12 protein-coding genes are annotated in these 12,657 nt (G+C 70.7%); 9 read left to right on the top strand and 3 right to left on the bottom strand.

The window, feature by feature from the left end; genetic code table 11:
* The first annotated feature begins 134 nt into the window (after positions 1 to 134).
* Genes dnaK through K8W59_RS16215 form a run of 6 tightly spaced genes read left to right on the top strand, consistent with a single transcriptional unit; the run spans position 135 to position 6,690 of the window.
* Positions 135 to 1,994: a molecular chaperone DnaK gene (gene dnaK, locus K8W59_RS16240; protein ID WP_223395995.1), complete on the top strand. Its 1,860-nt coding sequence runs from the start codon at positions 135 to 137 to the stop codon at positions 1,992 to 1,994.
* The gene (gene grpE, locus K8W59_RS16235; RefSeq protein ID WP_223395994.1) at positions 1,991 to 2,605 is read left to right on the top strand and encodes a nucleotide exchange factor GrpE; all 615 of its coding nucleotides are present in this window, start codon (positions 1,991 to 1,993) and stop codon (positions 2,603 to 2,605) included. The genes dnaK and grpE overlap by 4 nt, the downstream gene beginning before the upstream one ends.
* 37 nt (positions 2,606 to 2,642) lie before the next feature.
* Positions 2,643 to 3,842, top strand: coding sequence for a molecular chaperone DnaJ (gene dnaJ / locus K8W59_RS16230; protein WP_223395993.1), 1,200 nt, complete (start codon positions 2,643 to 2,645; stop codon positions 3,840 to 3,842).
* Positions 3,842 to 4,267: a heat shock protein transcriptional repressor HspR gene (locus tag K8W59_RS16225; protein ID WP_223395992.1), complete on the top strand. Its 426-nt coding sequence runs from the start codon at positions 3,842 to 3,844 to the stop codon at positions 4,265 to 4,267. Before dnaJ ends, K8W59_RS16225 begins: the two co-directional genes overlap by 1 nt.
* Before the next feature lie 9 nt (positions 4,268 to 4,276).
* On the top strand, positions 4,277 to 5,686 hold the full coding sequence (locus tag K8W59_RS16220; RefSeq protein WP_223395991.1) for a cytochrome ubiquinol oxidase subunit I: 1,410 nt from the start codon (positions 4,277 to 4,279) through the stop codon (positions 5,684 to 5,686).
* Positions 5,683 to 6,690 (top strand): cytochrome d ubiquinol oxidase subunit II, encoded by a 1,008-nt coding sequence (locus K8W59_RS16215; protein WP_223395990.1) that lies wholly within the window; start codon positions 5,683 to 5,685, stop codon positions 6,688 to 6,690. Before K8W59_RS16220 ends, K8W59_RS16215 begins: the two co-directional genes overlap by 4 nt.
* A gap of 48 nt (positions 6,691 to 6,738) precedes the next feature.
* Here the strand turns inward: K8W59_RS16215 and K8W59_RS16210 are convergent, their stop codons facing one another.
* A complete protein-coding gene (locus K8W59_RS16210) occupies positions 6,739 to 7,686 on the bottom strand; it encodes a PfkB family carbohydrate kinase (RefSeq protein WP_223395989.1) in 948 nt (315 codons plus the stop codon).
* Positions 7,683 to 8,225 carry a cysteine hydrolase family protein gene (locus K8W59_RS16205; protein WP_223395988.1) on the bottom strand — a complete coding sequence of 181 codons (543 nt, stop codon included), beginning with the start codon at positions 8,223 to 8,225 and terminating at the stop codon, positions 7,683 to 7,685. Before K8W59_RS16205 ends, K8W59_RS16210 begins: the two co-directional genes overlap by 4 nt.
* A gap of 285 nt (positions 8,226 to 8,510) precedes the next feature.
* On the opposite strand from K8W59_RS16205, the gene K8W59_RS16200 reads away from it, so the two are divergent.
* The 3 genes from K8W59_RS16200 to K8W59_RS16190 all read left to right on the top strand — a co-directional run bounded on the left by K8W59_RS16200 (position 8,511) and on the right by K8W59_RS16190 (position 12,312).
* Positions 8,511 to 8,780 (top strand): hypothetical protein, encoded by a 270-nt coding sequence (locus K8W59_RS16200; RefSeq protein ID WP_223395987.1) that lies wholly within the window; start codon positions 8,511 to 8,513, stop codon positions 8,778 to 8,780.
* Positions 8,781 to 8,912: 132 nt separating this feature from the next.
* Positions 8,913 to 11,510 (top strand): ATP-dependent chaperone ClpB, encoded by a 2,598-nt coding sequence (clpB, locus tag K8W59_RS16195; protein WP_223395986.1) that lies wholly within the window; start codon positions 8,913 to 8,915, stop codon positions 11,508 to 11,510.
* Between the two features lie 10 nt (positions 11,511 to 11,520).
* Positions 11,521 to 12,312, top strand: a complete 792-nt coding sequence (locus K8W59_RS16190; protein ID WP_223395980.1) for a CPBP family intramembrane glutamic endopeptidase — start codon at positions 11,521 to 11,523, stop codon at positions 12,310 to 12,312.
* A 30-nt stretch (positions 12,313 to 12,342) separates the two neighbouring features.
* Here K8W59_RS16190 and K8W59_RS16185 read toward each other — a convergent pair whose 3' ends face one another.
* Positions 12,343 to 12,657, bottom strand: a complete 315-nt coding sequence (locus tag K8W59_RS16185; RefSeq protein ID WP_223395978.1) for a type II toxin-antitoxin system PemK/MazF family toxin — start codon at positions 12,655 to 12,657, stop codon at positions 12,343 to 12,345.

The following is a 12,657-nucleotide window of genomic DNA, read 5'->3' as shown; positions in this document are numbered from 1 at the left end:
GCCTGCGTTGCACCTAGTGAGCGAAGTTGAGTTGAAGCGACTCAAGAATTTGCCCGGCGGCGCACCGCGCGCCACGATGAGGGCACCGCGAACCTTCGCACCCCATTCCCGGAAAGCTAGAAGGAGCAACCACCATGGCTCGAGCCGTCGGCATCGACCTCGGCACGACGAACTCCGTCGTCACTGTCCTCGAGGGCGGGGAGCCCTCCGTCATCACCAACGCCGAGGGCGCCCGCACCACCCCGTCGGTGGTCGCGTTCTCCAAGAACGGAGAGGTCCTGGTCGGTGAGGTCGCCAAGCGGCAGGCCGTCACCAACGTCGACCGCACCATCCGGTCCGTCAAGCGCCACATGGGCGAGGACTGGAAGGTGAGCATCGACGACAAGGACTTCACCCCGCAGCAGATCAGCGCGTTCGTGCTGCAGAAGCTCAAGCGCGACGCCGAGGCCTACCTGGGCGAGAACGTGACCGACGCGGTCATCACCGTGCCGGCGTACTTCTCCGACGCGCAGCGCCAGGCCACCAAGGAGGCCGGCGAGATCGCGGGCCTCAACGTCTCCCGGATTGTCAACGAGCCGACCGCGGCCGCGCTGGCCTACGGCCTGGACAAGGGCGACGACCAGACCATCCTGGTCTTCGACCTCGGTGGCGGCACCTTCGACGTGTCCCTACTGGAGATCGGCGAGGGCGTCGTCGAGGTGAAGGCCACCTCCGGTGACAACCACCTCGGTGGCGACGACTGGGACAACCGGATCGTCGACTGGATGGTCAAGAAGTTCAAGGACAACAACAACGTCGACCTCTCCCAGGACAAGATCGCCAAGCAGCGCCTCCAGGAGGCCGCGGAGAAGGCGAAGATCGAGCTGTCCAGCTCCAGCGAGACCACCATCCACCTGCCCTACATCACCCAGGGCGAGAACGGTCCGCTGCATTTCGAGGAGAAGCTCACCCGCTCGGAGTTCCAGAAGCTCACCTCCGACCTGCTCGACCGCACCAAGGCGCCGTTCCAGTCGGTGCTGAAGGACGCGGGCGTCGACGTCAAGGACATCGACCACGTCGTGCTGGTCGGCGGCTCCACCCGGATGCCGGCGGTCACCGAGCTGGTCAAGGAGCTGCTCGGCGGCAAGGAGCCCAACAAGGGCGTCAACCCCGACGAGGTCGTCGCCATCGGCGCGGCCCTGCAGGCCGGCGTGCTCAAGGGCGAGGTCAAGGACGTGCTGCTCCTCGACGTCACCCCGCTGAGCCTGGGCATCGAGACCAAGGGCGGCGTCATGACCACCCTGATCGAGCGCAACACCACCATCCCGACCAAGCGGTCGGAGGTGTTCACCACCGCGGAGGACAACCAGCCCTCGGTGGAGATCAAGGTCGCCCAGGGCGAGCGCCCGATGTGGTCGGAGAACCAGTCGCTCGGCAACTTCGAGCTGACCGGCCTCCCGCCGGCGCCGCGCAACGTGCCGAAGATCGAGGTCACCTTCGACATCGACGCCAACGGCATCGTGCACGTGTCCGCCAAGGACCAGGGCTCGGGTCGTGAGCAGTCGATGACCATCTCCGGCGGCTCGGCGCTGAGCAAGGACGAGATCGACCGGATGGTCAGCGAGGCCGAGAAGTACGCCGAGGAGGACGCCAAGCGTCGCGAGTCCATCGAGGCCCGCAACCAGGCCGACGGCCTGCTCTACTCCACGGAGAAGTTCCTGGCCGACAACGGCGAGAAGATCCCCGAGGACGTCAAGACCGAGGTCCAGGCCGACGTCGACGCGCTCAAGGAGACCCTGGGCCGCGACGACGCCTCCGCCGACGACCTGCAGTCCGGCATCACCAAGCTGAACGAGTCCAGCCAGAAGATGGGCGCGGCGATGTACGCCGCCTCCGAGGCGGCCGGCGACGGCCAGACCGAGGGCGCCCCGACCGGCGAGACCACCGAGTCCGACGACGACGTCGTGGACGCGGAGATCGTGGACGAGGACGACAACGAGGGTGAGTCCAAGTGACCCAGACCCCCGACGAGAGCGGGAACGGCCAGGCTCGTCACGCCACCACGGCGGACGAGCCGGGCCCCCCGGACACCAGCGGAGTCTCCGACTGGGTCGAGGAGGGTGGACCGATCGAGCCGTCCGACGTGGCCGACGTGGCCTCGCAGAAGTCGCTGGAGCAGCAGCTGGAGGAGCGCACCGCCGACCTCCAGCGGCTGCAGGCCGAGTACGCCAACTACCGCAAGCGGGTCGACCGGGACCGGCAGCTGGTCGCGGACAACGCGACGTACAAGGCGCTGACCCCGATCATCGACGTGCTCGACACCGTCGACCGCGCCCGCGAGCACGGCGAGCTGGAGACCGGCCTGAAGACGGTCGCCGACCAGCTCGAGCGCACGGTGGCCCAGCAGGGGCTGGTGAAGTTCGGCGAGCCGGGCGACGCCTTCGACCCCAACATCCATGAGGCCCTCAGCCACATCGGCGAGGACCCCGAGGTGAGCGTGACCACCTGCAAGGTGGTCGCCAAGGCGGGCTACCGGATGGGGGACCGGGTCGTCCGGGCCGCCCAGGTGCTGGTGGTCGACCCGGCTAGCCAGGACAGCCACAGTCAGGACAGCCAGGACAGTTGAGCACGACACAGGAGAGACGAGGGGAGGTTGAGCGCACGTGAGTGACAACCAGGGCTTCCGGCCCGACTGGGCGCAGAAGGACTTCTACGCCGAGCTGGGGGTCGCCAAGGACGCGACCCAGAACGACATCAAGAAGGCCTACCGCAAGCTCGCGCGCGCCAACCACCCCGACTCCAACCCCGACGACACCGCCAAGCACGACAAGTTCAAGGCGGTCGCCGAGGCGTACGACGTCGTGGGCGACCCGGAGAAGCGCAAGAAGTACGACGAGATGCGCGCCATGGGCGGCGGCTTCCCGGGCGGCTTCCCCGGCGGCTTCGGCGGCGGGTACGCCGGCCAGGGCGGCGGACAGGCCGGCTTCGACCTCTCCGACCTGCTCCGCGAGCGGGCCGGCCAGGGCGGCATCGGCGATATGTTCGGCGACCTCTTCGGCGGCGGGGGCGGCTTCGGGGGCACGCGCACCCGGACCCAGGCCCGCCCGCAGAAGGGCGCGGACGTGGAGGCGAGCACGACGCTCTCCTTCACCGACGCGCTGGAGGGCACCACCATCTCGCTGCGGCTGACCTCCGACTCGGCCTGTCCGACCTGTCACGGCACCGGCGGCAAGCCGGGCACCCGGCCGCACGTGTGCCCCGAGTGCGAGGGCGCCGGGTTCGTGGTCGCCAGCATGGGTGGCGCGTTCTCGGTGAACGAGACCTGCCCGGTCTGTCACGGCCGGCAGCTCGTCTACGACGAGGCGTGCCCGACCTGCCACGGCAGCGGGCTCGGCCAGTCCACCCGCACCGTCCAGGCCCGCATCCCCGCCGGCGTCAAGGACGGCCAGCGGATCCGGCTCAAGGGCAAGGGCGGCCCGGGCAGCAACGGCGGCCCCGCCGGCGACCTGTTCGTCAAGGTCTCGGTCGGCTCGCACCCGATCTTCGGGCGCAAGGACCACAACCTGACCCTCGAGGTGCCGATCACCTTCGACGAGGCGGCCCTGGGCGCGGAGATCAAGGTCCCCACCCTGGGCGGCGGCCCGGTGACCCTCAAGGTCCCGGCCGGCACCCCCTCGGGGCGCACGTTCCGCGTCCGCGGCAAGGGTGCCCGGAAGAAGGACGGCACGATGGGCGACCTGCTCGTCACCGTCCAGGTCGAGGTGCCCACGCAGCTCGACGAGACCGCCCGGGAGGCGTTGGCCTCCTACCGCGCCGCGACCGCGGGTCACGACCCGCGCGGCACGCTCTTCGGGAGCCGGTGATGGCGTCCGCCCGGCGCCGTCCACCGGTGTCCGGGCCGGACGCTGCCGTCTACGTGATCAGCGTCGCCGCGGAGCTGTCCGGCCTGCACCCGCAGACCCTGCGCTCCTATGAGCGGATGGGGCTGATCCGGCCCGGCCGCACCAGCGGCGGGGGGCGGCGCTACTCCGAGCGCGACGTCGAGCTGCTGCGGATGATCGCCGACCTGACGGCCACCGGCGTGGGCGTCGAGGGGGTACGTCGCATCCTGGAGCTGGAGAACCAGGTCCGGGCCCTGCAGCAGCGCAACACCGAGCTGTGGGACGACCTGGAGGCCACGCGGGAGGCGCTGCGGCGGACCCGCGCGGCTCGCCGTACTCCCGGCGGCAACGTCCCGGCGGTCCGCGACGACCCCACCCGATCGGTGATGATTCGCCGCTCCCGGTAGCCTCGCCGCATGAGCCCCGCCACCGCGGAAGTCCTCACCCAGGCCGCCACGGCGTTGGCCGCCGAGCCCGCCGGGCTGCTGCCCGCCCGCAACCAGATGGCCTTCTCCCTCGGCTGGCACATCGTGCTGGCCTGCTTCGGGGTCGCCTTCCCGGCGATGATCTTCGTGGTGCACCGGCGCGGCCTGCGCGGCGACAAGGACGCGCTGGAGCTCGCGAAGCGGTGGTCGAAGTCGTCGGCCGTGCTGTTCGCGATCGGCGCCGTCTCCGGCACCGTCCTCAGCTTCGAGATGGGGCTGCTGTGGCCCGGCCTGATGGGGAAGTACGGCGACGTGCTCGGGCTGCCGTTCGCCCTGGAGGGGATCTCCTTCTTCATCGAGGCGATCTTCCTCGGCATCTACCTCTACGGCTGGGGGCGGCTGCCCGGCCGGATCCATCTGTGGATGCTGCTGCCGATGATGCTGGCCGGCATCGCCGGCACCTTCAACGTGGTCGCGGTCAACGCCTGGATGAACGACCCGGTCGGCTTCGCGCTGACCGACGCCGGGCAGGTCACCGACGTGAACCCGTGGGCGCCGCTGCTGAGCACCCACGCCTGGCTGCAGTTCGGGCACATGTGGGTCGCGGCCTACATGGTGGTCGGGTTCCTGGTCGCCGCCGTCTACGCCGTCGGCATGCTGCGCGGCCGCCGCGACCACCACCACCGCACCGGCTTCCTGGTCGCGTTCGCGTTCGCCAGTGTGGCCGCGCTGGTCCAGCCGGTCATGGGCCACGTGCTCGGCATCGGCATGGGGGAGCGGCAGCCGGCCAAGCTCGCCGCCTTCGAGATGGCCGACACCACCACCGACGGCCCCTCGCCGCTGCGGATCGGCGGCTGGTGGGTCGACGGCGAGGCGCGCTACACCATCGACATCCCGATCGTCGGCTCGATCGTGGCCGAGGACTCGCTGACCGAGCCCGTGCGCGGGATGGACACCATCCCGGAGGACGAGCGGCCACCGGTCAACCTTCCGCACTACGCCTTCCAGACGATGATCGCGATCGGCTCGGCGCTCGCGCTGGGCGTGCTGGTCTTCTGGATCGCCCGGCGGCGCGGGCGCGACCTGCTGGAGAACCGGTGGTTCCTCAGAGCCGCCGTACTCGCCGGGCCGCTCGCGGTCGTCGCGCTCGAGGCCGGCTGGACCGCCACCGAGGTCGGGCGTCAGCCGTGGGTGGTGCAGGGCTACCTGAAGACCGCCGACGCCGCGACCGAGCGGGGCGGGCTGTGGTGGATCTTCGGGATCACCCTGACGATCTACGCCCTGATGACGATCGCGGCCACCGTGGTGCTGCGCTCGATGGCGCGGCGCTGGCGGTCCGGGGAGAACGACCTGCCGAGTCCCTATGGACCGGACCGGTCCGAGGAGGCGGTGTCGTCGTGAGTCTCGAGCTGGTGGTGGCCGCGGCGCTCTTCGCGGGCGTGATCATCTACGCCGTGCTCGCGGGCGCCGACTTCGGCACCGGGTTCTACGACCTCACCGCGGGCGGAGCCGAGCGCGGCGCGGCGATCCGCACCCGGATCGACCACAGCATCGGCCCGGTGTGGGAGGCCAACCACGTCTGGCTGATCTATGTGCTGGTGGTCTGGTGGACCGGCTTCCCGCGCGCGTTCGCCGACGTGATGACCACGCTGTTCGTGCCGCTGTTGCTGGCGCTGCTCGGCATCGTCCTGCGCGGGGCGAGCTTCGCCTTCCGGAAGTACGCCGACACGCTCTCCCGGGCGCGGCTGTTCGGCGTCGTCTTCGCCTCCTCCTCGATCGTCACGCCGTTCTTCTTCGGCACCGTCGCGGGCGGCATCGCCTCGGGCCGCGTCCCCGCGGACGGGTACGGCGACCTGTGGACCTCCTGGATCAACCCCACCTCGCTCTTCGGCGGCGTGATCGCGGTCGGCACCTGCGCGTTCCTGGCCGGGGTCTTCCTCACCGCGGACGCGGCCGGCGCCGACGAGACCGAGCTGACCGAGGTGCTCCGCCGGCGCTCGCTGATCGTCGGCGTGGTCACCGGTGCCGTGGTCTTCGCCGGCCTGGTGCCGGTGATGCACGACGCGCCCACGCTCAGCGACGGTCTGCTGACCACCGGCGCGCCGCTGATCGTGCTCTCCTTCCTGGCCGGGGTGGCCTCGCTGCTGTTCCTCCTCCGCCGCGCCTTCGCGCTCGCGCGGGTCGCCTCGGTGATCGCCGTCGCCTCGGTGGTGGCCGGCTGGGGCGCGGGGCAGTACCCCTGGTTCCTCGTCGACGAGCTCACCGTCTCCGAGGCCGCCGGCGCCGACGCCACCCTCCAGGCGCTGATCGTGGTGGTCGTCCTCGCCGTACTCCTCGTCCTGCCCTCGCTGGTCCTGCTGATCCGGATCACCCAGCGGCAGAACCAGGAGACCGCCACCAACTGACAACTCACCCGACTCGGCAGGGGAGGGGGCAGTTGGTGGTGGCGAGGGTCAGTGGTCGCGGAGGAAGGTCTCGACCTCGGTGGCCGTGGGGGCGGTGTCGGGGCCGCGGCGGGTGACCTTGATCGCGGCGGCGGCGTTCGCCCGCCGGGAGGCCTCGACCCAGTCGCGGCCGCGTGCGACCTCGGCGGTGAGTACGCCGGTATGCGTGTCGCCGGCGCCGTTGGTGTCCACCGGCGTCTGCCGGTAGCCCGGCAGTACCGTGGTCTCGCCGGCCACGTGCACCGCGCAGCCCTCGGCCCCGTCCCGCACGATCGTCACCGCGTTGCCCCGCAGCAACGGGGCGATCAGCTCGGCGGGCGCGGCCATCGTGTCGGCGCCCTCGGGCAGCGGACGCCCGAGAGCCGCGAGCAGGTCGGCGGCCTCCTCGGCGTTGCTGGTCCAGACGTCGGTGTGCTCGAGCATGGTGGTGCGTACGTCGTCCGGCAGGGCCGCGAAGGCGGCGCCCGGGTCGAGCACGACGACCACACCCGGGTCCAGGGACGCCAGCCAGGACAGCAGCGGCTCGCGGGTCCGCTCCAGCGCGAGGGTGTACCCCGTGACGCACACCAGGTCCCCGGCCTGGGGCTGCGAGGTCCCGAAGGACGTGGCGCTCACCTCGCGCTCGGCACCCAGCGCGGTGACGAACGTGCGCTCCGCCGACGGCTCGACCAGCACCACGCAGGTCGCGGTGTCCTGTTCTTCGACGGGCGGGGCCGACAGCGTGACTCCCTCCGCGCGCAGGGTCTCCCGCACCAGGTCGCCGTTGGGGCCGGTGCCGTGCGCCCCGGCGTGCACGCAGGTCGCGCCGAAGCGAGCGGCGGCGAGCAGCGTCGTGACCGCCCCGCCGGCGTACCTCCGCGCGGAGGCGGCCATCACGTTCTGCCCGCGCCGGGGCAGCGCGGGCACCTCGGTCACGACGTCGACCAGCGCCTGGCCGGTGTGGATCACCCGGCTCATCGAAGCACCGCGTCGGTGGTCGTGACGGTGATCTGCGGCGGGTAGAGGCCCATCACCGCCAACGCGGCAGCCTGGTTCTCCGGCGTGCTGCCCGCGCAGGCGTCGGCGACCAGGCTGATGGTGGCGCCCGCGTCGGCGGCGGCCAGGGCGGTAGAGATCACGCAGCAGTCGGTGGCGACACCGGCCATGACGAGGTGCGGCGTCTCGCCGGTGATCGCCACGAGCTCGGGCACCCACTTGCCGAAGGTGGACACGGTGACCACGTGGTCGGCCAGGTCCGCGACCTCGTCGACGAGGTCGAAGAGCGGGTCGTCGGCGGGCTTGCGGGCGAAGGACCACGCGTCCATGTACGGCGCCCAGCTGCCGCGCTCGGGCTCCGGAGCGACCCACCGGGTGAGGACGGTGCGGCCGCGGTGGGCTGCCGCGAGGCGCCGTACCGGCTCCACGATGCCGGGGAACATCGGCGACCCCCACGGGCTGTCGGGCGAGGCGAAGATCCGCTGGGCGTCGATGACCACCAGCCAGGGCTCGTCGGGCATGAGGTCACTCTCGCACGGGTGGGGCGTCGCCGGCTGTGGTGCGAGGGACCTTGACCGAGCCTGGTCAACAAGTTAACTTGGATTATGCGTGAGCCCATCATTGCGGCGTCTGCGCTCAAGCATCGACTGCAGGAGGCTGAGATCCTGCCTGGGGGATGGGTTCACCATGATCGTCGGTCCCAACCGGGCGGCGATCTTCCTAGAGGTCGGCTATGTAGACGGTGACCTGACGGATGTCATCGTCCATGCGATGAGGGCACGCGAGAAGTTTCTGAGGTGATGACCATGCCGAGAACAGTCGAAGAGATCCTGGAGCACGCTGAGAAGCTCGCTGCGCGATTTGAGTCCTACGAGCCCGCTCCGGCCGACGAGCTCGACGTCCGGGTCGTCACGTTGCTGCGCGCGGCCGTCGCGGAGCGTTCGGAGGCCGAGCGTCATCTCGTTGAGGCGGTCCAAGCCGCACGAGAGGCGGGGATGGCTTGGGCGGCGATCGGGGCACTTGTCGGGACCAGCGGCGAGGCGGCTCGACAGCGATACGGACGCAAGGCCTCCTGACACCGACCTCGCCGAAGAAATCCAAACTTGAGGGGAATCGACTCAACTTCTGGCGCGTTGAAGACAAGTGAGACCACAGTGGTCCCCAGACTTCGACGATTTCGACAGACCTAGCCAGAAGGAGCCATGCCGGTGAGCCAGTTCGGCGCCGAGAAGTTCACGACCCGCAGCCGCGAGGCGATCGAGGCTGCCCAGCTGTCCGCGACGACCGCGGGCAACTCCAGCACCGAGCCCATCCACCTGCTCGTCGCCCTGCTCCAGCAGGACGGCGGCACCGCCCACACCCTGGTCACCAAGCTGGGAGTGGACGCCGCCGCCCTGACCGCGCAGGCGCAGCGGGTGCTCGAGGGGCTGCCGCGCGCGAGCGGGCAGACCGTCCAGCAGCCCGCGGCCTCGGCCTCGCTGACCCGCGTCCTCGCCAGCGCGATCGACCTCGCGCAGGGCATGAAGGACGAGTACGTCGCGACCGAGCACCTGATGATCGCGCTCGCGACCGTCGACTCCAGCGCCCAGAAGGTGCTGCAGGACGCGGGCCTGACCGCCGACGGGATGCGCGAGGGGCTGACCGCCGTCCGCGGCAACCGCCGCGTCACCAGCCAGGACGCCGAGTCCACCTACGAGTCGCTGGAGAAGTACTCCGTCGACCTCACCGCCGCCGCGGAGGAGGGCCGGCTCGACCCGGTCATCGGACGCGACGCGGAGATCCGCCGGGTGATCCAGGTGCTCAGCCGGCGGACCAAGAACAACCCCGTCCTCATCGGCGAGCCCGGTGTCGGCAAGACCGCCGTCGTCGAGGGGCTGGCCCAGCGGATCGTCGCGGGCGACGTGCCCGACAGCCTCAAGGGCCGGCGGCTGCTGAGCCTGGACCTGGCGGCGATGGTCGCCGGCGCGAAGTACCGCGGCGAGTTCGAGGAGCGGCTCAAGGCGGTCCTGGAGGAGATCAAGGACGCCAGCGGCTCGGTGATCACCTTCATCGACGAGCTGCACACGGTCGTCGGCGCGGGCGCCGGCGGCGACTCCGCGATGGACGCCGGCAACATGCTCAAGCCGATGCTGGCCCGCGGCGAGCTGCACATGATCGGTGCGACCACGCTGGACGAGTACCGCGAACGGATCGAGAAGGACCCGGCGCTGGAGCGCCGCTTCCAGCAGGTCTTCGTGGGCGAGCCCAGCGTCGAGGACACCATCCAGATCCTGCGCGGGATCCAGGAGAAGTACGAGGCGCATCACGGCGTGCGGATCACCGACGCCGCCCTCGTGGCCGCCGCGACGCTGTCGGACCGCTACATCATCGGCCGCCAGCTGCCCGACAAGGCGATCGACCTGATCGACGAGGCGAGCTCGCGGCTGCGGATGGAGATCGAGTCCTCCCCCGAGGAGATCGACCAGCTCCGCCGCCAGGTGGACCGGCTCAAGATGGAGGAGTTCTCCTTGCAGAAGGAGAGCGACGACGCCTCCAAGGAGCGGCTCGCCGTGCTGCAGGCCGACCTGGCCGACCGCGAGGAGGAGCTGCGCGCTCTCGAGGCCCGCTGGGAGCGGGAGAAGGAGTCGCTGCAGGGCGAGGGCGAGCTGCGCCGCCAGCTGGACCAGCTGAAGATCGAGCAGGAGAAGTATCTGCGCGAGGGCGACCTCGAGCGGGCCAGCGAGATCCAGTACGGCCAGATCCCCGCGCTGGAGAAGCAGATCGCCGCGGCCGAGCGCGCCGAGGAGGAGAACGCGACCACCGAGCCGCTGGTCGGCGAGGAGGTCGGCGCCGAGCAGGTCGCCGAGGTCGTGGAGTCCTGGACCGGGATCCCCACCGGCAAGATGCTGCAGGGGGAGACCGCGAAGCTGCTGGAGATGGAGCAGGTCATCGGCGAGCGGCTGATCGGCCAGCGCTCGGCGGTGCAGGCGGTGAGTGACGCCGTACGCCGTTCGCGTGCGGGCATCTCGGACCCGAACCGTCCGCTCGGCTCGTTCCTCTTCCTTGGCCCCACGGGCACGGGCAAGACCGAGCTGGCCAAGTCCCTGGCCGACTTCCTCTTCGACGACGAGCGCGCGATCGTGCGGATCGACATGAGCGAGTACTCCGAGAAGCACGCGGTCTCGAGGCTGGTCGGTGCGCCCCCGGGCTACGTCGGCTACGACGAGGGCGGCCAGCTGACAGAGGCCGTGCGCCGGCGCCCCTACTCCGTGGTGCTGCTCGACGAGGTGGAGAAGGCCCACCCCGAGGTCTTCGACATCCTGCTGCAGGTGCTCGACGACGGGCGGCTGACCGACGGACAGGGCCGCACGGTCGACTTCCGCAACACGATCCTGATCCTCACCAGCAACCTGGGCTCGAACTACCTGGTCGACCCGGACCTGGACGCGGAGAAGAAGCGGGAGGCGGTGATGTCGGTGGTCCGCGCCTCCTTCAAGCCGGAGTTCCTCAACCGGCTGGACGAGATCGTGATGTTCGAGGCGCTCAGCCCCGACGAGCTCACCCACATCGTCGACCTGCAGCTGGCGCTGCTGGAGCGGCGGCTCGCGGTGCGACGCATCGGCATCGACGTCACCGACGACGCCAAGGAGTGGCTGGCCGAGACAGGTTACGACCCGGCGTACGGCGCCCGCCCGCTGCGGCGGCTGATCCAGACCGCCATCGGCGACAACCTGGCGAAGATGCTGATCTCCGGCGAGGTGGCCGACGGCGGCACGGTGACCGTCGAGCGGCAGCCGGACGGCGAGGGGCTGGCGCTGCTCGCCTAATCTGGCGGCGATGACCGCATCCGAGCACCGGCACGGGCCGGAGCTCACCCGGGCGATGCTCTGGGTCGAGCTCTGGCTCGTGCTGTTGCTGTCTCTGGGGCGGTCGGCCGTCTACTCGATCGTCGACCTGGTCGCCGCGCTGACCGCGCCCGGATCACTGTCGGAGCAGGCGGCGACGATGAACTCCTCGCTGGCGCCGGACCGGCCGTGGCTGGACCTGACCTACCAGCTGCTGCGGATCGCCTTCGGCGTGGTGCCGGTCGCGCTGGCGGGCTACTTCCTGGTCCGGGACGGATCCCGGCTGCGCGAGGTGTGGGCTCGCGGCGGCGGCTGGGCGCGCTGGTCGGACCTCGGCTGGGGCGCCCTGCTCGCGGCGGGCGTCGGCTCGGTCGGGGTGGTGTTCTACCTGGCGACGTACGCCCTCGGGACGAACCTCACCGTCGTCGCCCAGGACCTTCCGTCGCAGTGGTGGCAGGTGCCCGTGCTCGTCCTCGCCTCGCTCGAGGCGGCGGTGCTGGAGGAGTTCGTCGTGCTCGGCTTCGTCCAGCTGCGGCTGCAGCGGCTGGGCTTCGGCGTGCCCACCTCGATCGCGCTGCAGGCCCTGCTGCGCGGGAGCTATCACCTCTACCAGGGGCTCGGCGGCTTCGTCGGGAACGTCGCGATGGGGCTGCTCTTCGGCTGGCTCTTCCACCGCTGGGGACGGGTGCTGCCGTTCGTGGTCGCGCACACGCTGCTCGACGTCGGCGCGTTCGTCGGGTACGCCGCCCTCGCCGGCCGGGTGGACTGGCTGCCGACGGTCTGAGGGTGGCTCCGGGAGCGGATCTGCCCGCGGTCAGCCGAGCAGAGGAATCTCCAGGTCGTAGGCCAGGACGATCGCGGCCGCCAGCTGACGCTCCTGCTCGGCGCTGAGGAACCCGAGCGTGCGACCGAGCAGGTGGACCGGGATGGTCACCACGTTGTCCACCGAGATCGCGCCGGCGTCGTCCAGTCCGTTGTGGACCCCGACCGGCACCTCGCTCGACAGGCCCTTCACCGTCGACGTGATCGGTGCGACCGTCACCTTGGTCATGGCGGGGCGAGCCGGTTCTCGAGTGAGCACGACCACCGGCCGGGTCTTGTCCAGGCTCGCGAGGCAGATCTCGCGCAT

This window comes from Nocardioides rotundus (genome assembly GCF_019931675.1).
Taxonomy (GTDB): Bacteria; Actinomycetota; Actinomycetes; order Propionibacteriales; family Nocardioidaceae; genus Nocardioides; species Nocardioides rotundus.
Note: the sequence above shows the minus strand (reverse complement) of the source record. Positions and strands in the feature narration are given on the sequence as shown.